Annotated in this window: 21 protein-coding genes and 1 pseudogene; 1 reads left to right on the forward strand and 21 read right to left on the reverse strand. The window is 73.9% G+C overall.

Going from position 1 to position 26084, the window contains the following annotated elements:
* Window positions 1–85 precede the first annotated feature (85 nt).
* Entirely contained in the window at window positions 86–1321 is a 1236-nt protein-coding gene (locus K329_RS24680; protein WP_211225726.1) for a benzoate/H(+) symporter BenE family transporter, read from the reverse strand.
* Window positions 1322–1373: 52 nt separating this feature from the next.
* On the opposite strand from K329_RS24680, the gene K329_RS0105005 reads away from it, so the two are divergent.
* Entirely contained in the window at window positions 1374–1934 is a 561-nt protein-coding gene (locus K329_RS0105005) for a helix-turn-helix domain-containing protein (protein ID WP_052336361.1), read from the forward strand.
* 25 nt (window positions 1935–1959) lie between these two features.
* Here K329_RS0105005 and proB read toward each other — a convergent pair whose 3' ends face one another.
* The 20 genes and pseudogenes from proB to ndk form a co-directional block, all read right to left on the reverse strand.
* Window positions 1960–3111, reverse strand: coding sequence for a glutamate 5-kinase (gene proB, locus K329_RS0105010; protein WP_052336362.1), 1152 nt, complete (start codon window positions 3109–3111; stop codon window positions 1960–1962).
* Window positions 3075–4640: a GTPase ObgE gene (gene obgE, locus K329_RS24685; protein ID WP_052336363.1), complete on the reverse strand. Its 1566-nt coding sequence runs from the start codon at window positions 4638–4640 to the stop codon at window positions 3075–3077. The genes proB and obgE overlap by 37 nt, the downstream gene beginning before the upstream one ends.
* A gap of 98 nt (window positions 4641–4738) precedes the next feature.
* Window positions 4739–4993 carry a 50S ribosomal protein L27 gene (rpmA, locus tag K329_RS0105020; protein WP_028472200.1) on the reverse strand — a complete coding sequence of 85 codons (255 nt, stop codon included), beginning with the start codon at window positions 4991–4993 and terminating at the stop codon, window positions 4739–4741.
* A 53-nt stretch (window positions 4994–5046) separates the two neighbouring features.
* The gene (rplU, locus tag K329_RS0105025; protein WP_028472201.1) at window positions 5047–5349 is read right to left on the reverse strand and encodes a 50S ribosomal protein L21; all 303 of its coding nucleotides are present in this window, start codon (window positions 5347–5349) and stop codon (window positions 5047–5049) included.
* A gap of 222 nt (window positions 5350–5571) precedes the next feature.
* Entirely contained in the window at window positions 5572–6642 is a 1071-nt protein-coding gene (gene metX / locus K329_RS0105030; RefSeq protein WP_028472202.1) for a homoserine O-acetyltransferase MetX, read from the reverse strand.
* A 24-nt stretch (window positions 6643–6666) separates the two neighbouring features.
* Window positions 6667–7953 (reverse strand): O-acetylhomoserine aminocarboxypropyltransferase/cysteine synthase family protein, encoded by a 1287-nt coding sequence (locus tag K329_RS0105035; protein ID WP_028472203.1) that lies wholly within the window; start codon window positions 7951–7953, stop codon window positions 6667–6669.
* 1096 nt (window positions 7954–9049) lie between these two features.
* Window positions 9050–11866 (reverse strand): annotated as a pseudogene (locus K329_RS29340) (Rne/Rng family ribonuclease); the annotation flags it as partial.
* A gap of 248 nt (window positions 11867–12114) precedes the next feature.
* Window positions 12115–12852, reverse strand: a complete 738-nt coding sequence (locus K329_RS0105045) for a TIGR03936 family radical SAM-associated protein (RefSeq protein WP_028472204.1) — start codon at window positions 12850–12852, stop codon at window positions 12115–12117.
* Between the two features lie 35 nt (window positions 12853–12887).
* Entirely contained in the window at window positions 12888–14111 is a 1224-nt protein-coding gene (locus K329_RS0105050) for a winged helix DNA-binding domain-containing protein (protein WP_245596436.1), read from the reverse strand.
* 14 nt (window positions 14112–14125) lie between these two features.
* A complete protein-coding gene (locus K329_RS0105055; RefSeq protein WP_028472206.1) occupies window positions 14126–16129 on the reverse strand; it encodes a TIGR03960 family B12-binding radical SAM protein in 2004 nt (667 codons plus the stop codon).
* Window positions 16130–16209: 80 nt separating this feature from the next.
* A complete protein-coding gene (rodA, locus tag K329_RS0105060) occupies window positions 16210–17421 on the reverse strand; it encodes a rod shape-determining protein RodA (RefSeq protein ID WP_052336365.1) in 1212 nt (403 codons plus the stop codon).
* A gap of 2 nt (window positions 17422–17423) precedes the next feature.
* A complete protein-coding gene (gene mrdA / locus K329_RS0105065; protein WP_028472208.1) occupies window positions 17424–19547 on the reverse strand; it encodes a penicillin-binding protein 2 in 2124 nt (707 codons plus the stop codon).
* Window positions 19544–20056 (reverse strand): rod shape-determining protein MreD, encoded by a 513-nt coding sequence (gene mreD / locus K329_RS0105070; RefSeq protein ID WP_028472209.1) that lies wholly within the window; start codon window positions 20054–20056, stop codon window positions 19544–19546. The genes mrdA and mreD overlap by 4 nt, the downstream gene beginning before the upstream one ends.
* Window positions 20053–20988, reverse strand: coding sequence for a rod shape-determining protein MreC (mreC, locus tag K329_RS24700; protein WP_052336366.1), 936 nt, complete (start codon window positions 20986–20988; stop codon window positions 20053–20055). The genes mreD and mreC overlap by 4 nt, the downstream gene beginning before the upstream one ends.
* Complete coding sequence (locus K329_RS0105080) at window positions 20988–22016, reverse strand: rod shape-determining protein (protein WP_028472210.1); 1029 nt, start codon at window positions 22014–22016, stop codon at window positions 20988–20990. Before K329_RS0105080 ends, mreC begins: the two co-directional genes overlap by 1 nt.
* A 179-nt stretch (window positions 22017–22195) precedes the next feature.
* The gene (locus tag K329_RS0105085; RefSeq protein ID WP_028472211.1) at window positions 22196–22774 is read right to left on the reverse strand and encodes a hypothetical protein; all 579 of its coding nucleotides are present in this window, start codon (window positions 22772–22774) and stop codon (window positions 22196–22198) included.
* The gene (locus K329_RS0105090; RefSeq protein ID WP_028472212.1) at window positions 22771–24561 is read right to left on the reverse strand and encodes an alpha/beta hydrolase; all 1791 of its coding nucleotides are present in this window, start codon (window positions 24559–24561) and stop codon (window positions 22771–22773) included. Before K329_RS0105090 ends, K329_RS0105085 begins: the two co-directional genes overlap by 4 nt.
* Window positions 24561–24887 (reverse strand): hypothetical protein, encoded by a 327-nt coding sequence (locus K329_RS0105095; RefSeq protein WP_028472213.1) that lies wholly within the window; start codon window positions 24885–24887, stop codon window positions 24561–24563. Before K329_RS0105095 ends, K329_RS0105090 begins: the two co-directional genes overlap by 1 nt.
* A complete protein-coding gene (locus tag K329_RS0105100; protein WP_028472214.1) occupies window positions 24884–25504 on the reverse strand; it encodes a hypothetical protein in 621 nt (206 codons plus the stop codon). The genes K329_RS0105095 and K329_RS0105100 overlap by 4 nt, the downstream gene beginning before the upstream one ends.
* A 161-nt stretch (window positions 25505–25665) precedes the next feature.
* The gene (gene ndk / locus K329_RS0105105; protein ID WP_028472215.1) at window positions 25666–26073 is read right to left on the reverse strand and encodes a nucleoside-diphosphate kinase; all 408 of its coding nucleotides are present in this window, start codon (window positions 26071–26073) and stop codon (window positions 25666–25668) included.
* Window positions 26074–26084: the final 11 nt, after the last annotated feature.

Genomic DNA, 26084 nt, shown 5'->3' on the forward strand with positions numbered 1-26084 from the left:
GGCCGTGTGCTGGCGGCGTGGTGGCTGCCGCCGTCGCGGAGTCGTCCCGCGTCCTGGGAGAGGTACCCACCGGGGGGCCGTCGAGTCAGCCCGTGGGCGGCGTCTCACCTCTCGCGGGCCGCTCCAGCACGGCGCGGACGACGAGCCCGGCGACCAGCGCCCAGAACGCGCCGCCGATGCCCCCGACGGTGACGCCGGCGGCGGCCACGAGCAGCGTGACGAGCGCGCTCGTGCGGCCGGCGGTGTCCTGGAGCGCGGTGAGGGCGGCGGCACCGAACGCCCCGAGCAGCGCCAGGCCGGCGACGGCCTCGACCAGGCCGGCGGGCGCGGCCGAGGTGACCGCCACGAGCGCTCCCGACAGCGCGGCCAGCACGAGGTAGGTGACGCCCGCGCTCAGGGCGGCGAGCCAGCGGCGGTCGCGGTCCGGGCCGGCCTCCTCCCCCGCGGCCAGCGCCGCGGAGAGGGCGGCGAGGTTGATGGCGTGACCGCCGAGGGGCGCTCCGGCCAGGGTGCCGACGCCGGTGACGGCCATCGCCGAGCGCCACGGCACGGGGTAGCCGAACGAGCGGAGCACCGCGGCGCCCGGCACGTTCTGCGAGGCCATGGTGACGACGTACAGCGGCAGCGCGATGCCGACGACCGCGGGCACGGTGAGCGTCGGGGTGGTCCACGTCAGCGCCGGCAGGAGCGAGCCGGTGACGGTGGTGCCGGTGCGCGCGAGCTCGACCGCGATGACGACGAGGCACGTCACGAGCGCGGCGGGCACGGCCCAGCGGGGCGCCAGCCGGGTGACGACCAGCCACGTGGCCACCACGGGCAGGGCGAGCAGCGGGATCGCCGCCACCGCCTCCACCGGGGCGAGCACCAGCGGCAGCAGGATGCCCGCGAGCATCGCCTGCGCGAGCGCCGGCGGGATCCGCTCCACCGCACGCGCCAGCCAGGGCACGAAGCCCGTGAGCACCACCAGCACCCCGACGAGCGCGAAGGCGCCCACGGCCGCGGGCCACCCGCCGTCGACCGTGCCCGTGGCGACGAGCAGCGCCGCCCCGGGGGTCGACCACGCGAGCGTCACGGGCACCCGGTGCCAGGCGGCCAGCACGATGATCCCGACGCCGAACGCGACGGTCACGGCGAACAGCCCCGACCCGGCCTCCTCGGGCGTCGCGCCGACCGCGCGCAGGCCGGCGAGCACGACGGCGAACGACGAGGTGAAGCCGACGAGGGCGGTGACCACACCGGCGACGTACGGCGCCGAGCGGGCACCAGCGGCGCTCGGGGCCGACGTCTGGTCGCCGGAGCGGTGGGTGGGGGTACGACGCACGTCGCGCACCCTACCCCTGGCGTTCCGTATACGGAACAACGATGATGGGCGGGTGCCTCCGCCCGTCCCCGCCCCGCCGGACCCCACCGCCGCCGCCGTGGGCGCGCGCGTCCGGACCCTGCGCGAGGAGGCGGGCCACACCCTCAGCGCGCTCGCCCGGCTGGCCGGGGTCGGCAAGGCGTCGCTCTCCGAGCTCGAGCAGGGCCGGCGCAACCCCACCCTGGCGACGCTCTACGCCCTCGCCGGCCCCCTGGGCGTGCCCCTCGTCGCGCTCCTCGGCGACACCCCGGGCGCCACGACCGACGACGGCGCGCTCTCGGCCCGGCTGCTGCACGTCGACCGCACGAGCGACGACGACGGCACGACGACCACCGAGGTCTACTGGATCGAGCTGCCGCCCGGTGGGCACCGCTCCTCGCCGGCGCACCCGCCGGGCGTCGTCGAGCACGTGCTGGTCGTGCGGGGCGGGCTCACGGTGACGGTCGCGGGCGCCGACCCCGTCGACCTCGGTCCCGGGCGGTCGCACCGCTGGGGCGCGGACGTGCCCCACGCGTACGACGGGGGCCCGCAGGGCGCGGCGGCGGTCGACACGATCGTCACCCGGGAGGCCTGAGAGCCCGCCTGACCGTCGACGAGCCTCAGAGCACCACGAGGTCGTCGCGGTGCACGACCTCGCGCTCGTACGTCGCGCCGAGCGACTCGGCGAGCTCGCCGGTGCTGCGACCGACGAGCAGCGGGATCTCGGCGGCGTCGAAGTTGACCAGACCGCGGGCGACGGCGCCGCCGTCGGGGCCGACCAGGTCGACCGGCTCGCCGGCGTGGAAGTCGCCGGTTGCACCCGTCACGCCCGCGGCCAGCAGGGACGCGCCGCGCTCCACGACGGCCCGCACGGCGCCGGCGTCGAGGAGCAGCGACCCCTTGGCCTCCGTGGCGTGACGCAGCCACAGCAGGCGGGTGGGGCGGCGCTGGCCGGTCGCGTGGAAGAGCGTGCCGACGCCCTCCCCCGCCAGGGCAGCGGCGGCCTGTGGGGCCGAGGTCAGGACGACGGGGATGCCGGCGCCGGTCGCGATCCGGGCCGCCTCGACCTTCGTCACCATGCCGCCGGTGCCCACGCCGGCCGACCCGACGGAGCCGATCGCCACGTCGGCGAGGTCGTCGTCGGTGCGGACGTCGCTCAGCAGCGTCGTGCCCGGCAGGGCGGGGTTGCCGTCGTACAACCCGTCGACGTCGGAGAGCAGCACCAGCAGGTCGGCGTGCACGAGGTGCGCGACGAGCGCGGCGAGGCGGTCGTTGTCACCGAACCGGATCTCCTGGGTGGCGACCGTGTCGTTCTCGTTGACGATCGGCAGCACGCCCAGCTCGAGCAGCTTGGCGAAGGTCTGGTGGGCGTTGCGGTAGTGCGAGCGACGGGTGACGTCGTCGACCGTGAGCAGCACCTGCCCGGTCGTCACGCCGTACGCCGCGAGCGCCGCCGTGTATTGCGCGACCAGCAGTCCCTGGCCCACGGACGCGGCGGCCTGCTGCGCGGCGAGGCCCTTCGGGCGGCGACGCAGCCCGAGCGGCGCGAGGCCCGCGGCGATCGCGCCCGAGGAGACCAGCACGACCTCGGTGCCGGTGCGGTGCACCGCGACCAGCGCGTCGACGAGCGCCTGCAGGCGACCGGGGTCGATGCCGCCGGCCGCGGTCGTCAGCGACGACGAGCCGACCTTGACGACGATCCGGCGGGCGCCCGTGACCTCGGCCCGGGTGCCGGTCACTTCTTCTCGCGGGAGGGGTCGTCCTCGCTCCATCCGAGGTCCGCGGGCAGGGCCGGCTCCGGGGCACGGTCGGGGTCGTCGTCGCCGCCGATCTCGTAGGCCATCGGGCCGTCGACCCGGCGGGCGACGTCGGCGCGGGCCTCGTGCTCCTCGCGGGTCTCGAACGCGTCGTCGATCGCGCGGCGGCGGCCACGGGCGGGGCGCTCCTCGGTGAAGCGCTGGTCCTCGCCGCGGCGGCCGAGCATCTCGGCGCCGGCGTCGATGCCGGGCTTGAAGTCGAACACCACGGAGTCGTCGGGGTGACCGATGAGCACGGTGTCGCCCTCCCGGGCTCCGAGCGAGACGAGCTTGGCCTCGACGCCGAGCCGGTCGAGCCGGTCGGCGAGGAAGCCGACGGCCTCGTCGTTGCTGAAGTCGGTCTGGCGCACCCAGCGCTCGGGCTTGGTGCCCCGCACGCGCCAGCCCTCGCCCGTCGCCGTGACCGTGAAGTCGTCGCCGCCGGTCGCCGCCTTGGGGCGGATGACGATGCGCTCGGTCTCGACGACCGGCTTCTCGGCGCGGGCGGCCTCGACGATCGCGGCCATGGCGAAGGTCAGCTCGCGGACGCCGGCGCCGGAGGCCGCGGAGACCTGGTGCACCTCCAGGCCCCGGGCCTCGAGGTCCTCGACGACCATCTGGGCGATCTCGCTGCCGTCGGGCACGTCGACCTTGTTGAGGGCGACGAGACGCGGGCGGTCCTCGAGCCCGCCGTACCGGCTGAGCTCGTTCTCGATGACGTCGAGGTCGTCGGCGGGGTTGCGACCCGGCTCGATGGTGGCGGTGTCGATGACGTGCACCAGGGCGGCGCAGCGCTCGACGTGGCGCAGGAAGTCGTGGCCGAGGCCGCGCCCCTCGCTCGCGCCCTCGATGAGGCCGGGCACGTCGGCGACGGTGAAGACCGTGTCGCCGGCGGTGACGACGCCGAGGTTGGGCACGAGGGTCGTGAAGGGGTAGTCGGCGATCTTCGGCCGCGCGCGCGACATCGACGCGATGAGGGAGGACTTGCCGGCGCTCGGGAAGCCCACGAGGCCGATGTCGGCCACGACCTTGAGCTCGAGCACGATCGTGAGGTCGTCGCCCGGCTCGCCGAGCAGCGCGAACCCGGGGGCCTTGCGCTTGGACGACGCCAGCGCCGCGTTGCCGAGGCCGCCGCGGCCGCCCTGGGCGATGACGATCTCGGTGCCGGCCCCGACGAGGTCGATGAGCACCTCGCCCGTGTCGTCGCGCACGACGGTGCCGTCCGGCACGGTCAGCACCATGTCGGAGCCGTGGGTGCCGTTCTTGTGGGCACCGGCGCCGTGGCCGCCGCTCTCGGCCTTGCGGTGGGGGCTGTGGTGGTAGTCGAGCAGCGTCGTCACCTCGGAGGCGACGCGCAGGATGATCGACCCGCCCGGACCGCCGTTGCCGCCGTCGGGTCCGCCGAGCGGCTTGAACTTCTCCCGGTGCACCGAGGCGACGCCGTTGCCGCCCCGTCCTGCGCTGACGTGCAGCGTGACGCGGTCGACGAAGGTGGGCACGGCCATGCGGGGGCTCCTGGGGAGTTCAGTTGGGGGAAAGCACGAAGGGCGCCCCGGAGATCGGGACGCCCTTCGTAGAGATGCTGCGGAGAGAGAGCGTCAGCTCACTCGCCCGGGACGATGTTGACGACGCGACGCCCACGACGGGTGCCGAACTCGACGGCACCGGCCTGGAGGGCGAACAGCGTGTCGTCGCCGCCGCGGCCGACGCCGCTGCCCGGGTGGAAGTGGGTGCCACGCTGGCGGACGATGATCTCGCCGGCGTTGACGGACTGGCCGCCGTAGCGCTTGACGCCCAGACGCTGCGAGTTGGAGTCGCGGCCGTTCTTGGTGGACGCGGCGCCCTTCTTGTGAGCCATGAGTTCAGTCCTTCAGTGAAGTCGAGCGGAGGTGACGAGTCTCGGGACGAGGCTCAGACGGAGATGTCGGTGACCTTGACCTGGGTGTACTTCTGGCGGTGACCCTGGCGCTTCTTGTAGCCGGTCTTGTTCTTGTACTTCTGGATGACGATCTTCGGGCCCTTGGTCGCGCCGAGCACCTCGACCGTCACGGACGCCTTGTCGAGCTTCGTGGCCGTGACCTTGTCACCGTCCACGACGAGGACCACGGGGAGGGTGACGGAGTCACCGACGGCCACCGTGCTCTTGTCGATCTCGATGACGTCGCCCACGGCAACCTTCTGCTGCTTGGCGCCTGCGCGCACGATCGCGTACACCGCGGTCTCCTTCGTCATTGCTTGTCTCATCACGCATCGGGGGTTCTGCTGGACCGCACAGCGCGACGTCCAGGTCGAGAAGACCCGGGCGTCGTACGCCGGAGCGCGGCGCCACGCAGAGACGGCGCACCTGAGCACACCGAGGAGCAATACTACGGACGCCGACCGGTTACCGCAAAACGGCCTCGACCGGTCGCGCGACCCGCCGACCATCATGGGCCCTCACCGCTCGACGAGGAAGTCGGCGACCAGCTCGTGGTAGCCCGGGGGCCGCAGCAGGAACGAGTCGTGGCCCCACGGCGAGGCGACCTCGTGGTGCCGGACGGCGAGCCCCGCCGCCCCCAGGTGCTCCGCGATGCGGGCCGAGTGCGCCGTGCCGAAGCGCCAGTCGGAGTCGAAGCTGATCAGGAGCACCCGGGGCGCGCCACCGGCGACGGCCGGCGCGAACGCGGGGTCGGCGAACGGGTCGAACGAGTCGAGCAGGCGCGTCAGCACGAGGTAGGAGCCGGCGTCGAAGCGGTCGACGAACACGTCCCCTTGGTGCTGCAGGTAGCCCTCGATGCCGGCGCGGCCGTACTTCTCCTCCAGCCCCTGCGCGGAGACGTACGTGAGGTGGGCCGCCATCCGGGCGACCTTGAGCCCGCGGTCCGGCCGGACGCCTACCTCGGCGTACCGGCCGCCCCGGTAGTCGGGGTCGCTCGTGATGGCCTCGCGTGCGATCGCGGAGAAGCCGATGTTCTCGGCGGTGAGGAGCGACGTCGCGGCGACGAGCACCGCGCGGTCGAGCCGCCCGGGCTCGTCGGCCAGCCACTGCAGCACCTGCATCCCGCCCAGGGAGCCGCCCACCCCGGCGTGCAGCCGCCCGACACCGAGCACGCCCAGCAGCCGCCGGTGCACCTCCACGAGGTCACGCACGTGGAGGTCGGGGAAGTCGGGCCCGTACGGCGCTCCCGTCGCCGGGTCGGTCGACGACGGGCCCGTCGTGCCGCGGCACCCGCCGAGCAGGTTCGGCGAGACGACGAAGAACCGGTCGGTGTCGACCGCCCGCCCGGGGCCGATGAGGTTGTCCCACCAGCCCCGGCGCGACGGGTCGCCGTGGTGGCCGGCGGCGTGGGCGTCGCCGGTGAGGGCGTGCGCCACCAGCACGACGTTGTCGCGCGCCGGGGCCAGGTCGCCGTACGTCTCGTAGGCCACCTCGACGTGGGTGAGCACTCCCCCGCCGACCAGCCGGAGCGGGTCGGCGGGCGTGGCGACGACGGCTGTCCGCGTCTCCACCCGGCCGAGCCCGCTCATCGGACGCGCGTCACTTCGTCCGCGTCACTTCGCCTGGGCGAGCGCCTGCTCGAGGTCCGCGATCAGGTCGTCGGCGTTCTCGATGCCGACGGACAGCCGCACGAGGTCCTCGGGCACGCCGGCGGCCTCGAGCTCGGAGGGCGTCAGCTGGCTGTGGGTGGTGGTGGCGTTGTGGATGGCGAGCGACTTGGCGTCGCCGATGTTCGCCAGGTGGCTGAACAGCTCGAGCGCCTCGACGAACCGTCGGCCGCCGTCGCGCCCGGACGTCAGACCGAAGCTGACGAGCCCGCCGTACCCCTTGCCGGTGAAGATGCGGTCGGCGACGGCCTTCGACGGGTCGCCCTCGAGGCCGGGGTAGCTGACCCAGGACACGGCGTCGTGCCCCTGGAGGTACTGCGCGATCTTCAGCGCGTTCTCGCTGTGGCGCTCCATGCGCAGGTGCAGGGTCTCGAGCCCCTGGAGGAACAGCCAGGAGTTGAGCGGCGCGACGGCCGCGCCCGTGTTGCGGAGCAGGACGGTCCGCGCGCGGATGATGTAGGCCAGGTTGCCGACGGCCTCCGTCCACACGACGCCGTGGTAGGCGCCGTCGGGCTGCGTGAGCCCGGGGAAGCGCTCGGCGTGCGCCGTCCAGTCGAAGGCGCCGGAGTCGACGATGACGCCGCCGACCGACGTGCCGTGGCCGCCGATGTACTTCGTCGCCGAGTGCACCGCGACGTCCGCGCCGTGGTCGAAGACACGGGCGAGGTAGGGCGAGGGCGTCGTGTTGTCGACGACCAGCGGGAGGCCCTGCGCGTGGGCCGCGTCGGCCCAGGCGCGGATGTCGACGACGTTGAGCCGCGGGTTGCCGATGGTCTCGGCGAAGACCAGCTTGGTCCTCTCGTCGACGGCGGCGGCGAGCTCGTCCGGCTTCTCCGGGTCGACGAACCGGACCTCGATGCCGAACTGCGGCAGCGTGTGGGCGAACAGCGCGTAGGTGCCGCCGTACAGCGTGGAGAGCGCCACGATGTTGTCGCCCGCGTAGGTCAGGTTCAGCACGGCGTAGGTGACGGCCGCCGAGCCGGACGCCGTCGCGAGCGCGCCGACACCGCCCTCGAGCTGGGTGAGGCGCTCCTCGAACACCGACTGGGTCGGGTTCATGATCCGCGTGTAGATGTTGCCGGGCTCCGCCAGCGAGAACAGGTTGGCGGCGTGCTCGGTGTCGTCGAAGACGTACGACGTCGTCTGGTAGATCGGCACGGCCCGGGCGTTGGTGGCCGGGTCGGCCTCCTCCTGGCCGGCGTGCACCGTCACGGTCTCGGGGCGGTAGGACATGGCGAGCACCTCACTGTGTGTCGTGGATGTTACGTAATGTCGATCAACCTAGTGTTGATTGACGGGGCCGCGCCGGGGTCCCGAGGTGTGGACGAGGTGGACACGTGCGGCGAGGAGCGACCTCGCCCGGGACACGCAGGAGGGGCGGCCCGGACGTGCTGGCCGGTGAGTGTGGCGGACCGATACCGGCCGGGGCTCCCCGGAGGCACATCCGTCCGCCACGCATCCGTCGACCGTCGGCGACACGCAGGAGGGGCGGCCCGTACGACGCGACGCGAGGCCGGGTCGTGCGGACCGCCCCTCCGGGGTGGTCGGGGGATCAGGCCGAGGTGCCCGACCCGCCACGCTTCGCGCCGCCCCGCGTGCGGGTGACGACGGTGACGGCCGGGGCCGCCTTGGTCTCGACCGGCGCCGGGGCCTCGGCGGCGTCGACCGTCATGACGACGGCCTCGCGCGTCGGGGTCACCGTCGCCGTGCGGGCGACCCGGCGGGTGGTCGTGGTGACCGTCCCGACCTTGGGCTTCTCGACCGGCTCGGCCACGACGGGCTCCGCGACGACGGGCTCGTCGACCGGCGCCACCGGAGCCTCCGCGACGGGCGCCTCGGCGACCGGCGCCTCGGTGACCTGGGCCGCAGGGGCGTCCGCCTCGTCGGTCTGCTCGTCGGCCTGCTCGACCGGCTCCGACCGCTCGGACCGACGCGAGCGCCGGGTCCGGGTGGTGCGCTGCACCACGGGGGGCGCAGCAGCCTCGGTCGCCGCCTCGGTGCTCGTCCCGCTCGTCTCGGGCTCGGACGCCTCGGGCACGGCCGACTCGGCGGTGGTCGACGTGATCTCGGTGTCCGTGGAGTCCACGGCCTCGAGGTCGTCCAGCTCGTCGAGCGGCGGGCGATCGGCGTTCTCGGCCTTGGCCATCGCGGCGACGGCGGCCGGCGTCGGGATCGGCTTCGCCGCTCCCCCACCGTTCTGGCCGCCGTTGCCGCCCTGGCGGCGGCCCCCGTCCTGGTTGCCCTGGTTGCCCTGGGTGTCCTGGTCCCCGCCACGACCGCGGCCGCGACCACGACGACCGCCGCTGTCGCGCGCACCGCCGTTCCCGCCGCCGTTGCCGCCGCCGTTGCCGCCGCCACCGCGGCGGTCGTCGTCGCCGTTGCGGGCGTTGTCGACCGGGTGGTCGTGCAGCACGAGGCCGCGACCCTGGCAGTGCGTGCAGTTCTCGCTGAAGGCCTCGAGCAGGCCGGTGCCGATGCGCTTGCGCGTCATCTGCACGAGACCCAGCGAGGTGACCTCGGCGACCTGGTGGCGGGTGCGGTCACGGCTGAGGCACTCGACCATCCGACGCAGCACGAGGTCGCGGTTCGACTCGAGCACCATGTCGATGAAGTCGACGACGATGATGCCGCCGATGTCGCGCAGCCGCAGCTGGCGCACGATCTCCTCGGCCGCCTCGAGGTTGTTCTTGGTGACGGTCTCCTCGAGGTTGCCGCCCGAGCCGGTGAACTTGCCGGTGTTGACGTCGACGACCGTCATGGCCTCGGTGCGGTCGATGACGAGCGAGCCGCCAGAGGGCAGCCAGACCTTGCGGTCGAGGCCCTTCGCGATCTGCTCGTCGATGCGGTACTTCTCGAACACGTCCTTCGAGATGTTCGCCGACGTGTCGTGCTCGAACTTCTCGAGGCGCGGCGCGAGGTCGGGGGCGACGTGCTCGACGTACGACGACACCGTCTCCCAGGCGTCGTCGCCCTCGATGACGAGCTTGCTGAAGTCCTCGGTGAAGAGGTCCCGCACCACCTTGAGGGTGAGGTCGGGCTCGCCGTACAGCAGCTGCGGCGAACCGCCCTTGCCGGACGCCTTCTCCTCGATGTCCTCCCAGCGGGCCTTGAGCCGCTCGACGTCGCGGGTCAGCTCCTCCTCGCTGGCACCCTCGGCGGCCGTGCGCACGATGACGCCGGCCGTGTCGGGCACGATCTCCTTGAGCAGCGCCTTGAGGCGCGAGCGCTCGGTGTCGGGCAGCTTGCGCGAGATGCCGCTGGTGGTGCCGTCCGGCACGTAGACGAGGAAGCGACCGGCCAGGCTGATCTGGCTGGTGAGGCGGGCGCCCTTGTGGCCGATCGGGTCCTTGCTGACCTGCACGAGCACGGTCTGGCCCGAGGAGAGCACCTGCTCGATCTTGCGGGGCGCGCCGTCCTTGTGGCCGAGCGCCGACCAGTTGACCTCACCGGCGTACAGGACGGCGTTGCGCCCCTTGCCGATGTCGATGAACGCGGCCTCCATCGAGGGCAGCACGTTCTGCACGCGGCCGACGTAGACGTTGCCGATCAGCGACGTCTGCGACTCGCGGTTCACGTAGTGCTCGACGAGCACCTTGTCCTCGAGCACCGCGATCTGGGTGAGGTCGTCGCGCTGGCGCACGACCATGACGCGGTCGACGGCCTCGCGGCGGGCCAGGAACTCGGCCTCGCTGACGATCGGCACGCGACGGCGACCGGCCTCGCGGCCCTCGCGGCGGCGCTGCTTCTTCGCCTCGAGCCGGGTGGAGCCGTGGATCGAGGTGATCTCGTCCTCGGCCTGGCGGGCGGTGCGCACGCGGGTGACCGTGCCGGCCGGGTCGTCCCCGCCGTTGTCGCTGCTGCCACCACCGTCACCGCTGCGGCGACGACGGCGACGGCGGCGCGACGAGCCGCTGCCCTGGCCGCCCTCGTTGTCGTTGTCGTCCGAGTCGTCGTCGGAGTCGTCGTCGGAGTCCGACGAGTCGTCGGCGTCGGACGTGCCGGCGTCCTTCGGGGCGTTGCGGCCCGGACGGTCGTTGTCGCTGCCGGAGTCGTCGGACGAGTCGGAGTCGTCGGACCCGCCACCGCCACCGGACTTGCGGCGACGGCGACCACCGCGACGGCGCCGGCGCCGGCCGCCGCCCGTATTGCTGTCGTCGTCGGAGTCGTCCGCGTCGTCGTTCGTGTCGTCGTCGGAGTCGTCGTCCGAGTCCGCGGGGTCGTCGCTCTCGTCGTCAGCGCTGGGGGCGTCCGTGACGACCGGGGTCTCGACGGGCGCCTCGGCCACGGCCTCCTCGTCCTCGTCGGTCTCCTCGGCGGGGGTCTCGACGACCGGGGCGGGCTCGGCCTTCTTGCGCGTACGCCGACGCACCGGCGTCGTCGGCTCGGGGGCCTGGAACAGGGGGACGGAGATCGCACCGCCGACGGTCGTGGCCTCGGCGGTCTCGGGGGTCTCGGGGGTCTCGGCGGCCGGCTCGTCGGCGACGGTCTCGGGGGCGTCGGCCGGGGCGGCGGTCTTCTTCGCACGCGACTTCTTGGCGGCCGCCTTCTTCGCCGGCGCCTTCTTGGCCGCGGTCTTGCGCGCAGCCGTCTTCTTGGCGGGCGCCTCCGCGGCGGGCTCGACCACGAGCTCGGCGACGCCGTCGGCGACCGGCGCGTCGACCGCGACCAGGGCGGGCTCGGCGGCCGGCGTGGGCTCGGCGGCGGACGCCGCGGTCTTCTTCGCGGCGGTCTTGCGGGGCGCGCGCTTCGCGGGCGCCTTCTTGGCGGGGGCGGCCGGGGCCTCGGTCGGCTCGGTCACGGTCTCCGCGGCGGCGGGCTCCGCGGGTGCGGCCGCCTCGGCGGGCACCGCGAAGGGGGTGTCGACCGGGGCGGGTGCCGTCTTCTTGGCGGCCGTCCTCTTGGCGGGTGCCTTCTTCGCGGGCGCCCGCTTGGCGGCGGCCTTCTTCGCGGGCGCCTCGGCACCGGCGTCGCCGTCCGGCGCGTCCGCGGGAGCCGCGGCGGCCTTCTTGGTGGTCCGGCGGGCGGTCTTCTTCGCCGCCGGGGCGCTGAACAGGCCGCCGTCGGCGGGCCCGTCGTTGCCGGGGGTGGTGGTGTCGGTGGTGGCCGAGTCGTCGACCTGGTTCTCGTCGAGCACTGTGCTCCTCATCGACCCCGCGCGCAGAGCACACGGGGCGGTCGGACGCCACGAGCGCCGGGGTGAGGGCCCGGAGCGCGGGCGCAAAGCCTTCGTGGGACGGCAGCCGGAGGGCTGGGCCGTCAGCGGGCGTCCATGACCACCTGCCGCGGTCGCTGGCCGTGGATCGCTGTCACCGATCCGGACCACGTCGCGGCGGAGTGTCGGAACACACTCGCCGTCGCCGAGTATCGCACACGGGTCTCGTCGACCCGGAACGGTCAAGCCTCCAGCGGGTCGCCCACGAGGCCGGTCTCCTCGTCGTACGGGCCCTGCGCGAGCCGTGTGAGCCGCGGGGCCTCGCCGACGTCGAGCCCCGAGACGGCCTTGAGGCCGGTGAGCACGTCGTCGGGTCGGACCGACGGCACGGTGTGGCGCAGGAGCAGGTCCAGCTCGACCAGGGACCCCGGCGTCCCGGCCTCGCCCGCGCCGTCGGGCAGGACGGCCTCGAAGGTGACGACGGGGGTGCGGCAGTCGAACTCGCGGACCCCCTTCTTCGTCATCCGCGAGACGGGGACCGACTCGGTGGCGAGGAACGCGGCGACGGCGGCCGTCGCCTCCGCGAGCGGCACGGCGGTGCCGATCCGCCAGCGGCTGGCCTCCAGCCGGTCGGAGAGCGAGCCGCCCGCGGAGACCACCACCTCGAGCACGTCGAGCCCCGGCGGCAGTGCCTCGTCGAGCTGGGCGTGCACGTCGGCGGGGTCGACGACCTGGGCGAGGGCGATCTCGAGGTACTCCGCCTCGCTCGCCGAGCCCGTGGGGGCCGCGTTGGCGTAGGAGATGCGCGGGTGCGGGTTGAAGCCCGACGAGTAGGCCATCGGGATGCGGGCGCGGAACACGGCCCGCTCGAACGCCCGGCTGAAGTCGCGGTGGCTGGTGAACCGCAGTCGCCCGCGCTTGGCGTACCGGATCCTCAGACGCTGGACCGGAGGGGCTTGCTGCTCGGGGGGCTGGGGCACCGGAGCACGATAGCCGCCCCGTGACGGTGCACCCTTCAGCCGCCCGCGGCGCGCATCAGCGGCGAGGGGTAGACGGTGAGCACCCGGGTGCCGTCGAGCCACGCGCCCAGCCGCTCGGCCTCGACGTCGAGGGCTGAGCGCGCCTCCGCCCCGACGTCGCCCAGCAGGCGCAGCTCGACCGTGCCCGCCTCGTCCTGCGTCCAGCAGCCGACGGCCTCGCCGTTCCACCAGGCGGTCGTGCCGGCGTTGCCGTTGCGGTCGAAGAGCTGCGGCCCGTGGTCGCCGAGCAGGAACGTGCGGTCCTTCCAGCCCATCACCGTGGGGTCGAGCACCGGCAGCAGCGCGGCCCAGGGCGCGTCGTACGACACGGGCTCGAGGTCGTCGGGCAGCAGCCACGCGGGCGCCCGGTCCGCGGGCGCGGGTCCCCGGGCCTCGATCTCGACGGGGACGGCGCCGACGTCGCCCAGCGCGCGGGTCGCGGCCGACTTGGTGGACCCGAGCCACCACTGCAGGTCGGCGGTGGTGGCGGGCCCGAAGGTCCACAGCCAGCGCCGCACGATCTCGGCGTACCCCTCGTCCGGGGCCAGCGGCTCCGGCACCTCCGGGAGCCAGCGCTCGGTGCGGGTCCACTGCGGACGGGAGGTGCGCCAGTGGCCGCCGTTGCGGCCGCGCATCAGCGCGCCGTGGGCCCCGAGGACCGTGAGCACCCGTGGGCCGACCGGCTGCGAAGCGGCGCCGCCGGGCCCGTCGTACGTGAGGCGGCCCGCGATCGCCGGCACCTCCTCGCGCAGCCGCTGGGCCGGCAGCTCGGCGCCGTCGGCGAGGTGGGCGAGCACCGCCGTGGTGGCCGCCTCGACCCAGGCGTCGCCGTCGTCGGTGAGCCCGCCCGCCACGACGTCCTTCGCGAGCCTGGCCCGCTCGGTCACGGCGACGCGCGCGCTGGCGCTCCCCCACGCCGCGGGCAGCAGCTCGCGGGGGAAGCCGAAGAGCGTCCGGCGCATCGCGAGCTGCTTCACCAGCACACGCTCGTCGTACATCGCCGCCTCGACGTCGGCGACCGTCACGTCGTGCACCCGGGCTCGCAGCGAGAGGTGCACGGTGGCGGGCTCGGTGGCGTGCAGCACCGTCATGGCCCGGACGGCGCTCATCACGTCGTCGTACCGCTCGGCGGGCGCGACCCCGTGCCGCCGCGCGATCCGGGCCCGCCGCTCCACGTCGTCGACGAGGCGCAGCGGGACCGGGGCCGGAGCGACGGGCACGGGCGGACCCGGCCTCAGACGACGCTGAGCGGCAGCAGCTTCTGCCCCGTGGGCCCGATCTGGATCTCCGTGTTCATCTCGGGGCACACGCCGCAGTCGTAGCAGGGCGTCCAGCGGCAGTCCTCGACCTCGACGTCGGAGCTGCCGTCGGCCACCGCGAGGGCGTCCTCCCAGTCGGCCCACAGCCAGTCCTTGTCGAGCCCGGAGTCGAGGTGGTCCCAGGGGAGCACCTCGTCGTACCCGCGCTCGCGCGTCGTCAGCCAGTCGAGGTCGATGCCGGTGCCCGCGAGCCCGCGCTCCGTCGCCGCCATCCAGCGCTCGAACGAGAAGTGCTCGCTCCAGCCGTCGAAGCGGCCCCCGTCGCGCCAGACCTCCTCGATGATCCGACCCACGCGACGGTCGCCGCGCGAGAGCAGTCCCTCGACGATGCCGGGCTTGCCGTCGTGGTAGCGGAAGCCGATGGCGCGGGCGAACTTCTTGTCCTGGCGCACCAGCTCGCGCAGCTTGCGCAGCCGCTCGTCGGTGGTCTCGTGGTCGAGCTGCGAGGCCCACTGGAACGGCGTGTGGGGCTTGGGCACGAAGCCGCCGATGGAGACGGTGCAGCGGATGTCGTTGCGGCCCGTCACCTCGCGGCCCTTCGCGATCACGCGCTTGGCGAGGTCGGCGATCTGCAGCACGTCCTCGTCGGTCTCGGTGGGCAGGCCGCACATGAAGTAGAGCTTCACCTGGCGCCAGCCGTGGGAGTAGGCCGCGGCGACGGTGCGGATGAGGTCCTCCTCCGTCACCATCTTGTTGATCACCTTGCGCATCCGCTCGGAGCCGCCCTCGGGCGCGAACGTGAGCCCGGAGCGCCGCCCGTTGCGGGAGAACTCGTTGGCGAGGTTGATGTTGAACGCGTCGACGCGCGTGCTCGGCAGCGAGAGCGAGACGTTCGAGCCCTCGTAGCGGTCGGCGAGGCCCTTCGCGACGTCGGCGATCTCGGTGTGGTCGGCGCTCGAGAGCGAGAGCAGGCCCACCTCCTCGAAGCCCGACTTGCGGATGCCGTTCTCGACCATCGCGCCGATGGTCTCGATGGAGCGCTCGCGCACGGGCCGCGTGATCATGCCGGCCTGGCAGAAGCGGCAGCCGCGGGTGCAGCCGCGGAAGATCTCGACGGAGAAGCGCTCGTGCACGGTCTCGGCCAGCGGCACGAGGGGCTTGGCCGGGTAGGGCCAGGCGTCGAGGTCCATCAGGGTGTGCTTGCGCACCCGGTGAGGCACCCCGGCCAGCGTCGGCACGACGGCGGCGATCTGGCCGTCGGGCAGGTAGTCGACGTCGTAGAACTTCGGCACGTAGACGCCGCCGGACACGGCGAGCCGGCGCAGCAGCTCGTCGCGCGGGCCCAGGCCCAGCGCGTCGTTGCCCGGACGGCCCTGCTGCTTCCACTCGCGCACGACGTCGGAGATCGCGAGCACGATCTCCTCGCCGTCGCCGAGCACGGCGGCGTCGAGGAAGTCCGCGACCGGCTCCGGGTTGAAGGCGGCGTGGCCGCCGGCGAGCACGATCGGGTCGTCCTCGGTGCGGTCGACCGCGTGCAGCGGGATGCCCGCCAGGTCGAGCGCGGTGAGCATGTTGGTGTAGCCCAGCTCGGTCGAGAAGCTGAGGCCGAAGACGTCGAAGGCCCGCACCGGGCGGTGGGCGTCGACGGTGAACTGCGGGATCGGGCCCTGGGCGTCACCGGCGCGCAGCACGGCCTCCATGTCGGGCCACACCGAGTAGGTGCGCTCCGCGACGATCCAGTCGCGCTCGTTGAGCACCTCGTAGAGGATCTGGACGCCCTGGTTGGGCAGGCCGACCTCGTAGGCGTCGGGGTACATGAGCGCCCAGCGGACGGTCACGCCCTCGTCGGTCGCGTCGCCGCAGTCCCACTCCTTGACGGTGGAGTTGAGCTCGCCGCCGACGTACTGGATCGGCTTGGAGACGCTCGGCAGCTTGGGCTCCAGGCGGGGGAACACGGACGCTGGGGCAGCGGCGGGCACGGGGACACCTCGGCGGATCGGGGTCGGGAGGACCGCACCAGCGTACGTCGTCCGCACCACCTCGGCGTACGACGCGGGGGTCAGCGCCCCGCGAGCACCCGCGGCCCCGCGACGTACCGGTTCGGCTGGGCCGCCCCGGAGCGCAGGTGGATGTTCTGCAGCAGCCCGACCGCGAGCAGGCAGGAGAACAGCGACGAGCCGCCGTAGGAGACGAACGGGAGCGGCACGCCCGTCACCGGCATGATGCCGAGGCACATCCCGATGTTCTGGAAGGCCTGGAAGCCGAACCAGCAGGCGATGCCGCCGGCGGCGATGCGGCCGAACATGTCGGGCGAGCTCGTGGCGATGCGCAGGGCGCGCCACACCACGACGCAGAGCAGGAGCACGAGGGCGCCGGCGCCGACGAGGCCCAGCTCCTCCCCCGCGACCGTGAAGATGAAGTCGGTCTGCTGCTCGGGCACGAACCCCGACCGGGTCTGCGAGCCGTCGAAGAGGCCCTGGCCGAAGAGGCCGCCGTTGCCGATCGCGATGCGGGCCTGCTCGACGTTGTAGCCGGCGCCGCGGGGGTCGAGGTCCGGGTTCGTGAAGGCCATGAACCGGTCGACCTGGTAGGGCTTGAGCACGCCCTGGGTGACGGCGAGCGCGGCCACGCCGACCCCGCCGGCCAGGAGCCCGACGAGCCAGCGCCGCGGGGCGCCCGCGATGGCGAGCACGCCCAGCACCGTCGCCGTGAGCACGAGCATCGTGCCGAGGTCGGGCTGGCCCAGGATGAGCACGGCCGGGACGGCCGCGATCGCCAGCATGCCGACGACGTCGCCCGTGCCGACGTGCCGGCGCCACGACGCCTCGGAGCGCTCGGCCACGAGCAGGGCCATCCCGATGACGACGGCGAGCTTCGCGAACTCGGCGGGCTGGATCGACATGCCGCCGACCTGGACCCACGAGCGCGAGCCGTTGATGGTCGTCCCCATCACCAGCACGAGCAGCAGCCCGATGACCGAGACGACGTAGACCAGCGGCGCGAGGATGCGCAGCCAGCGGTGGTCGGTGGCGATCACCACCACCATCAGCACGACGCCGATGGCGATGTTGACCAGCTGGCGCCGCAGGTAGGCCGTGGTGTCGTCGCCGACCAGCGCCTCCCGCGTCGACGTCGCCGACCAGACGAGCAGCGTGCCGACGACGAGGAGCAGCGCGACCGCCACGACGAGCACCCAGTCCAGGCCGGGCACGCGCGTGCGGAACGCGGCGCGGGCCGACGGGGCGGCGCGACCGGTGCCCCGGGTCACCATGCTCACGAGGCCTCCTGGGGGTCGCGGACCGGCGGCAGGATCGAGCCGTCCTCGGTGAAGGTGGGGAGCCCGGTGGGCGGCACGGTGCCGGGGATCGCGGCCGCGTCGGGCACGACCTCCTCGCCCTGCACGCCGTACAGCGACTCCCAGATCGCCCGGATCGCGGGTCCGGAGGTGCCGGAGCCGGTGCCGCCCTGCGACACCATCATCACGACCACGTAGTCGTCGGAGTACGACGCGACCCACGAGGTCGACTGCTTGCCGTAGACCTCGGCGGAGCCCGTCTTCGACCGGATGTCGACCTGGTCGAGCGGGAAGCCGCCCATCCGCCACGCCATGGTGCCCTGGGCGGTGACGTTCGAGAGCGCGGCGTCGATGTAGGAGATGTAGTCGGCCGGAACGTCGACCTGGCCCGCGACGACCGGGGGGATGTCGCGCACGAGGTCGCCCTCGGGGCTGACGACGGCCTTCGCGACGCGGGGCTCGTAGAGCGTGCCGCCGTTGGCCAGCGCGGCGTACGCCCGTGTCAGCTGCAGGGGCGTCACGAGGGTGTCGCCCTGGCCGATGGAGAAGTTCACGGCGTCACCGGCGCGGTAGAGGTTGCCCTCGGCGCAGAACTCGCGGGCGAACCGGTGCTGGAAGTCGTCGCCCTCCTCCTCGCCGACGGTGCAGTAGTAGTCGCGCTGGGACTCGTAGTACTCCTGCTTCCAGGCGCGGTCGGCGATGCGTCCCGACGTCTCGCCCGGCACGTCGATGCCCGTGGCGGTGCCGAAGCCGAAGTCCTTCGCCTCCTCCACCAGCGGGTCGGCGGCGTCGATGTCGGCGGGGTCGCCGCCGGCCTGCTGCCAGAACGCGTGGCCGATCCGGTAGAAGAACGTGTTGCACGAGACCTCGAGGGCCTTGTCGAAGCCGATGCTGCCGTAGGCCCCGGACTCGTAGTTGCGGAACTCGCGGTTGCCGACGCGGTAGGACGACGAGCAGTCGAGCCGCGTGTCGGTGCTGTAGCCGTTCTCCAGCGCCCCGGCCGTCATGAACGGCTTCCAGGTGGAGCCGGGCGCGAACTGGCCCTGCATCGCCCGCGACAGCAGCGGCGTGCCCGCCTCCTCGGAGTAGAGGTAGGCCAGCTCGTCGGACGAGATGCCGCCCGACCAGACCTCGGGGTCGTACGTCGGCTGGCTCGCCATCGCGACGATGCGGCCCGTGTCGGCCTCCATGACGATCGCGGCGCCCGAGTCGGCGACGTAGTCACGCCCGGTCACCTCGTCGCGCGTGGCGCGCGCCGTGGCGATGGTCGAGGCGAGCTGCTGCTCGACCACCGACTGCACCTGGGCGTCGATGGAGGTCACGAGGGTGTCGCCGGGCGTCGCCTCGACCGAGGAGTCGTCGCCCACGACGCGGCCCATCGAGTCGACGGCCACCCGGCGGTAGCCCGGCATGCCGCGCAGCCACTCGTCGTACTCCTGCTCCACGCCGGCCCGGCCGACGTTCGAGGCGCCGTTGACCGACCGGTCGTCGGAGGCCTCCGCGGCGTCGAGCTCGCTCTCCGTGATGGGGCTGAGGTAGCCGAGCAGGTGGGCGGCGTTCACGCCGTACGGCTGCGGGTAGTCGCGCACCGTCTGCTCCTCGGCGACGACGGCCGGGAAGTCCTCGGCCTGCTCGAGGATGCGCAGCGCGACCGCGCGGTCGACGTCGACGGCCACGGGCACCGGCTGGTACGGCGAGCCGTTCCAGCAGCTGCCCTCGACCGACCCGGCGTCGCCGCAGTCCAGGAGGCGCGCGTCGAGCGCGGCGCGCTCGATCCCGAGGGTGCCGGCGAGGCGGTCGAGCACGACCTCGCGGTCGGTGCTGTCGATGCGGCCGACCAACGTGCGGTCGACGCCCACCACCCAGGCGGTGCGGTTGGCGACGAGGGGGCGGCCCTGGGCGTCGACGACGAGGCCGCGCGGGGGCTGCACGACGATCTCGCGCACCGACTGCGACGCGGCCTGCGCCTGGTAGGCCTCGCCGTCGAGCACCTGGAGGAACCACAGGCGCGCGAAGAGCGTGGCGAAGAGGGTGAGCACGAGCGCCTGCACGACGACCAGGCGCAGGCGGCTGCGCCGGGCGCCCGGCGTCTCCTGCCTCACGCGAACCTCCGCTGGGGCTCGAGCCGCACGAGCAGCAGCAGGAGCGGGAGCAGCACCAGCGGCGTGACGAGCACGTCCCAGACCACCCCGATGCCCACCGCGGTGAGCAGCTGGGAGACGGGCACGGCCGGGTCGCTCAGCACGAGCCCGAGGATCGCGAAGACCGACGTGCCCACGAAGGAGCACACGGCCGCGGTGACGACGACGGTCGGCAGGGTCGGGCGCGCCTCGCGGCGCACCATGCCGGCGACGTACCCCACCGCCATGAGCGCGAGCGCCCAGCGGCCGGCGAGGTGCTCGGCCGGCGGCGCGAGGTCGAGCGCCAGCCCGGCGCAGAAGCCGAGCACGACGCCGAACTGGGCGCCGCGGGTGAGCGCACCGGCGACGACGACGAGCAGCACGAGGTTCGGGACGACGCCGCGCCACGCGACGTGGGGGAAGAGGGCGGCCTGCAGCACGATCGCGACGAGGACGGCGCCGGCCGTGACGGCCGTGCGGGTGGCGGTCATCCGACGCCCCCGTCGGCCTCGATGGTGGTGCGGTCGCTGGCCGTGCCGTCGGGCACGATCACGCCCACCACGTCGAGGGTGCTGAAGTCGACGAACGGCTCGATGACCGCGCGCTGGGTGGTGTCGCGGGGCGTGGAGAAGATCTCCTTCACCGTGCCGATGGGGATGCCGGCCCGGTAGGGGCCGCTCTCCTCGCTTCCCCACGTGAGCACGACGTCGCCCTCCGCCGGCACGACGGAGCGGTCGACCAGCTCGAGGTCGAGGCGGCCCGGGTCGTCGAGGTGGCCGCGGCCCGAGAGGAAGCCGACCTCCATCGAGCGGCCCACGCGGGCGCCGACGGTCGAGTCGGCGTCGACGACGAGCAGCACGGTGGCGGTCGAGGTCGTGACGTCGAGGATGCGGCCGACCAGGCCGTCGGAGCTGACGACCGTCATGTCGGCCGTCAGGCCCGCCCGGCTGCCGGCGTCGATCGTGACGGTGCGCGAGAAGGTCTGCGCCGGGCCGTGGGCCACGACGCGCGCGGGCACGAGCGAGACGCCCTGCTGCTCGGCGGTGGCGACGAGCCCGTCGTACTCGGCCAGGCGCGCCCGGTCGACGTCGCTCGCCGAGAGCTGGCCGCGCAGCTCGGCGTTCTCGGCCTCGAGGGCCTCGACGTCGGAGCGCAGCGAGCCGCGGGTGGTGAAGAAGTCCGGGATCGCCAGGAACGGGCGTACGACGGTGCTCGCCCCCGTCTCCAGCGGACCGACGACCTCGCCGACCACCGCCCGGGCGGGTGCCACGGGCGAGCTGTCGCCGCCGACGTGGTCGAGGGTGATGAGGGAGGCGCCGGCGAGGGCCAGGGCCACCACGAGCGCGGTCGGTGGACGGCGCTCGCCCTGCTCGCGGGCGGAGAACGAGGCGGGCGGACGCCAGCGGAAGGACCTGCGCGCCATCAGTACCTCCGGCGGTCCGAGACCAGGACGGCCTGCAGGGCCTCGAACTCCTCGACGCAGCGGCCGGCGCCGAGCGCCACCGAGGTCAGGGGCTCGTCGGCGACGTGCACGGGCATGCCGGTCTCGTGGCGGATGCGGTCGTCGAGCCCGCGCAGCAGCGCGCCGCCACCGGTGAGCACGATGCCGCGGTCCATGATGTCGCCGGCCAGCTCGGGCGGCGTCTGGTCGAGCGTGGCGCGCACGGCGTCGACGATGGCGTGGATCGGCTCCTCGATCGCCTGGCGGATCTCGGAGGCCGACACGGTGACCGTGCGGGGCAGGCCCGTGACCATGTCGCGACCGCGGATCTCGGCGTCGGGCTCGACCGAGGTCGGGAACGCCGAGCCGACCGTCGTCTTGATCTCCTCGGCCGTGCGCTCGCCGAGCAGCAGCGAGTGCTCCTTCTTCATCCAGGCGATGACGGCCTGGTCGAGGTCGTCGCCGGCCGTGCGGATGCTGAGGGAGGTGACGATGCCGCCGAGGGAGATGACGGCGACCTCCGTGGTGCCGCCACCGACGTCGACGACCATGTTGCCGGTCGCCTCGTGCACGGGCAGGCCGGCGCCGATGGCCGCGGCCATGGGCTCCTCGACGATGTAGACGCGGCGGGCGCCGGCCTGGTAGCCGGCCTCCTTCACCGCGCGCTGCTCCACGGCGGTGATGCCGCTCGGCACGCAGATGACCAGGCGCGGCTTCGCGAGGTAGCGGCGCTTGTGCACCTGGCGGATGAAGTAGCGCAGCATCTGCTCGCAGGCCTCGAAGTCGGCGATGACGCCGTCGCGCAGCGGGCGGATGGGCGTGATCGTGTCGGGGGCGCGGCCGATCATGCGCTTGGCCTCGTGGCCGACCGCGAGGATCTCCTGGGAGGCGGTGTCGATCGCGACCACGGAGGGCTCGTCGAGCAGCACGCCCTTCCCGCGCACGTAGACCAGGGTGTTGGCCGTGCCCAGGTCGACCGCCATGTCGCGGCCGATGATGCCTCTCACCATCGCGTGCTGCCTCGCTCGTCTGCTGCGGGCCTCGCGGCCCTCGGGGAAGGTGGGCACGGCGAGCGGCCGTCCCCACGCGTGAGACTAGGAGCGCGTGGGGGGTCGATCAGGGAGGCACGCCGGGGCCGGCGTGGTGGCGGGCGCCGCAGCGCGCCGTCCGGGGCGGGGCAGCGGCGCCCTCAGGCGGGTGGGAACGGCTCGTCGTCGGTGCCCAGCCCGGCGCGGTGCTCCTCGGCGACGGGCAGGCAGGCCGAGGTGGCGCCGACCCGGAGCGGGGCGAGGTCGTCGTACGCCGTGAGGCCCACGGTCACGCCGTCCCGGGTGGCCTCGACGCGGGTGCGGTTCGCAGCCTCCTGCGTGGGCTCGGCGACCGACCAGCCCGCGGCCTCGAGCACCGGACGGGCCGCGTCGAGCGCGGCGGGTCCGGTGGTGTCGAGGTCGACGGTGGCGTCGGCGGAGTAGAGGAACGAGGTCGACGCGTCGAGCGTGCTCTCGCACGCCTGGTAGCGGCCCTGGACGAACCGGACGCTGCCCCCGACCCCGTCGGTGAGCGTCGCGAGCAGCTCGGGCACGGCGGCCCGCACCGCGGCGCGCTCGGCGACCAGGTCGTCGTACCGGTCGGTGGCGCTGCTCCCGCCGCCCGACCCGCCGTCCGACCCGCTGCCCGACCCGTCGCTCGCCACGTCGGCATCGTCGCACGCGGCCAGCGCTCCGACCAGGAGCACGACCGCGGCGACGGGGCCGAGGAGACGCCTCACGGCGTCGTCTGGGGGTGGGTGACGTCGCGGTCGGCCTCGGGGTCCTCCGGGGAGGCGTTGAGGTTGCCCCACGACGGGAAGAACGGGTCGTGGACGCCCTCGGCGCCCACCGGCTCGCCGCCGGAGAGGATGATGCCGAGGTTCGAGAGCGACTCGGTGTTCGGGTCGTAGTAGGACGTGTGGCTGTCGCCGAAGTCGTTGGTGCCGTTGCGGCTCGAGTCCTCCGCCTGGAAGCGGTTCGCGCCGAAGTCGACGTCGGAGGGGTCGTAGCCCAGGCCCAGCGGGCCGAGGTGGGCCCAGCCGTTGCCGGCCAGCCCGGACACCCCGTCGTCGGAGTTGCGGCCGACGTAGAACTGGCCCTCGGGCACGTCGAGGTCGCCCGGACCGTCGACGCCGCTGCCCAGGCCCGGGCTGCCGACGACGGCGGCGCGGTCGACGTCGACGTCGTGGTCGGTGAGCGCGTGGCCCAGGGTGGTGGAGCCGTAGGAGTGGCCGATGGGGACCAGGTTGAAGTCGTCGTCGCGGGCCGCGTTGAGCCCGTTGAGGCTGTCGGCCAGCAGCGCGCCGCCGTCCTCGGCCGCCCCCTCCCCCAGCACCCGCGCCGAGTCACCGGTGAACGGGTTGTCGTTGGGGGCGTCGTAGCCGATCCAGGCGATCGACGCGTAGGTCTGCGACGGGTCGGCCGTCGTGGCCGACTGGTGCAGGTTGAACGCCTGGTCGGTGTACTGGCCGATCTCGCGCCCGTCGGTGGTGAGACCCGGGACGTTGACCGCGACGTTGTCGGCCGTGTCGGGGTCGCCGATGGAGACGGCGACGCGACCGTCGCCGCCGAAGGCGTCGGGGTCGTACATCCACAGCATCGACGGGATCTCGTTGCCGTTCGGGTCCCGCTCCCCCTCGTACTCCTCGAGGGCGTCCTGGGCGGCGGCCGCGTTCTCCAGCTGGCGGTCCTCCTCGGGGGTCCGGTCGTCGCCGAGGCCCTCCCACAGCTCGAGGTCGCGGTCGAGCGAGACCCGGTTCGCCTCGTCGCGGGCGACGGCGGGGATGCCGTCGCGGTTGCCGATCGCCCCCGGGGCGGCGGTCATGATCGCCTCCCGCTCCGCGGGCGTCAGGCTCTCCCACCACTCGCGGGCGGCGGCGGGCCCGGCGGACTCGGGCGGCATCCGGGAGAGCGGGGCGTCGGCCGGGTCGGCCACCCCGCCGTACCGGTCCTCGACCTGGTCGGTCGTCATGACCTGCCGGAAGGCGGCCGCCATGGCCGTCTCCTCGGTGTCGACGTCGGTCTCCCAGCTCGTGATCTGCTCGTCGAGGTTGCGCAGGGCCTGGTCGAGGGTGCGGCTCTCCTGCTGCAGCGCGGTGGTCGTCGGGTCGTACGACGCGGGGTCCTCCTCGGCACCCGGCGGGTTGTTCACGTGCACGCGCACCCGCCGCTCGAAGTCGTCGAGGGCGTACATCTGCTGACCGACCGCCTGGGCCAGCCGGCCCCGCAGGTCGTCCAGCCGCGCCATCTCGGTCTGGTGGTCCTCGACGCGACGCCCGACGCGGCGCAGGGCGAGCGACATGGCGTCGGCCCGGTAGCCGAACGGCCCCAGCCAGGCGTGGTACGCCGAGGAGCCGGCGCCGGTCCAGTCCGGGACGCGGGCCGAGCCGCCGGCGACCTCGCCGACGTCGTCGATCTGCGTGGAGGCGACGAGGAGGTCCTGGGCGAGCTCGCCGATGGAGGCGGTGTCGACGTCGAGCTCGGGCACCGTGCGGCAGGCGGCCGGGATCGTGATGGTGGCGGACATCAGCGGTCCACCAGGTTCTGGTGGAACTCGGCGTACTCGTCCATGGAGAGGTCGTACGACGCCGACGCGGTGTAGTCGTCGGTGAGCATGTAGTCCTCGACGGCGCCGCGCAGGTCGTCGCCCGTCGACTCCGCCTCCTCCGCGAGCGTCGTGACGTGGCGGTGCCACGAGGTGAGGAAGGCGTCGGCCGCACCCTTCACCGCCGACGTCAGGCCCCCGGTCGGGGCGTCGGAGATCTGGCGGGCCGACGCGAGCAGCTGGAGGTTCTGCTCGTCCCAGCCGTGCGCGCGGCGCCCGACCTCGAGGAAGGTGACGGCGAGCGTCATCGGTCGTCACCCCCGGTCGTGACGGCGTGCTCACGGAGGGCGGCCCGCAGCCGTCGTACCTGCGCGGAGGTGGCCGGCAGGCGGCCGTGCCGCACGTCGAGGACGAGCGTGCCGGTCTCGGCGTGGTGGCGCGCGACGACCGTGAGCGGCCCCCGGGCGGCGGTGAGCACCCGCACGGGACCGTCGACGTCGTCGCTGCGCCAGCCCCGGCCGGGGGCGCCGAGCCAGGCGGCGAGACGGTCCAGCGCCTCGGCGGCGTCCGGCTCGTCCCGCACGGCGGTCGACGCCAGCACGGTCGCGCCCCCGGTGGTCGGCCGCAGCCGGGCCGTCACCTCGGGGCGGGTCTCGTCGGCGAACGCGGTGCGCAGGAGCGCGGTGGCGAGCACCCCGGTGTTGCGGACGGCACCCAGCAGCTCGTCGTCGCCCACGGGATCGAGGGGCGCGGTGCCGGACGACGCCGGCGGCGGCTCGGGGGGCAGCAGCACGATCGGGAGGTCGGGGCACCGGCGGCGCACCTCGTCCCAGAACGGGTCGCCGGTCCAACCGGTCCGACGCTCGAAGACGAGGGTGGGGCCACCGGGGCCACCGCCACCCGTCGGCACGGTCTGGTTCGTCATCGACGCCTCCTGCGCTCGTCGCCGCACGACCCGGACGGTGCGGCACCGGGAACAGGGGTGCCCGTGGGGAGCACGCCCCAAACGCCCCCGGGAACGACGACGGCCGATCGGCAGCAGGAGGCTGCCGACCGGCCGTCAGGTGGTCGGGGGTGGGACGCGCGTCAGAGCGCCGGGAACCAGAGCGCGATCTCGCGCGCCGCCGACTCCGGGCTGTCGGACCCGTGGACGAGGTTCTCGCGGTTGCTCAGCGAGAGGTCGCCGCGGATGGTGCCGGGGGCCGCCTTGCGTCCGTCGGTCGCACCGTTGAGGGCCCGGACGACCTCGATCGCCTCGTCGCCCTCGAGCACCGCGGCGAGCAGCGGGCCGCTCGTGACGAAGGTGCGCAGCGGGGGGTAGAAGTCGCGGTCGACGTGCTCCGCGTAGTGGGCGTCGGCCTGGGCGGCGTCGATCGTGCGCAGCTCGAGGGCGACGAGCGCGAGGCCCTTGGACTCGAACCGCGAGAGGATCTCGCCGACGAGACCGCGCCGGACGGCGTCGGGCTTCAGCAGGACGAGGGTGCGCTGGGTCATGCCCGCAGCCT

It is taken from the genome of Nocardioides alkalitolerans DSM 16699 (assembly GCF_000426525.1).
GTDB lineage: Bacteria > Actinomycetota > Actinomycetes > Propionibacteriales > Nocardioidaceae > Nocardioides > Nocardioides alkalitolerans.

Bases quoted from the DNA above. Each gene is read 5' to 3' on its own strand.
- proB (WP_052336362.1), bottom strand. From the start codon at position 3,111: ATGGAGCGAGGACGACCCCTCCCGCGAGAAGAAGTGACCGGCACCCGG.
- obgE (WP_052336363.1), bottom strand. From the start codon at position 4,640: ATGGCCGTGCCCACCTTCGTCGACCGCGTCACGCTGCACGTCAGCGCA.
- rpmA (WP_028472200.1), bottom strand. From the start codon at position 4,993: ATGGCTCACAAGAAGGGCGCCGCGTCCACCAAGAACGGCCGCGACTCC.
- metX (WP_028472202.1), bottom strand. From the start codon at position 6,642: ATGAGCGGGCTCGGCCGGGTGGAGACGCGGACAGCCGTCGTCGCCACG.
- K329_RS0105035 (WP_028472203.1), bottom strand. From the start codon at position 7,953: ATGTCCTACCGCCCCGAGACCGTGACGGTGCACGCCGGCCAGGAGGAG.
- rodA (WP_052336365.1), bottom strand. From the start codon at position 17,421: ATGGTGACCCGGGGCACCGGTCGCGCCGCCCCGTCGGCCCGCGCCGCG.
- mreD (WP_028472209.1), bottom strand. From the start codon at position 20,056: ATGACCGCCACCCGCACGGCCGTCACGGCCGGCGCCGTCCTCGTCGCG.
- mreC (WP_052336366.1), bottom strand. From the start codon at position 20,988: ATGGCGCGCAGGTCCTTCCGCTGGCGTCCGCCCGCCTCGTTCTCCGCC.
- K329_RS0105080 (WP_028472210.1), bottom strand. From the start codon at position 22,016: ATGGTGAGAGGCATCATCGGCCGCGACATGGCGGTCGACCTGGGCACG.
- K329_RS0105090 (WP_028472212.1), bottom strand. From the start codon at position 24,561: ATGTCCGCCACCATCACGATCCCGGCCGCCTGCCGCACGGTGCCCGAG.
- K329_RS0105095 (WP_028472213.1), bottom strand. From the start codon at position 24,887: ATGACGCTCGCCGTCACCTTCCTCGAGGTCGGGCGCCGCGCGCACGGC.
- K329_RS0105100 (WP_028472214.1), bottom strand. From the start codon at position 25,504: ATGACGAACCAGACCGTGCCGACGGGTGGCGGTGGCCCCGGTGGCCCC.
- ndk (WP_028472215.1), bottom strand. From the start codon at position 26,073: ATGACCCAGCGCACCCTCGTCCTGCTGAAGCCCGACGCCGTCCGGCGC.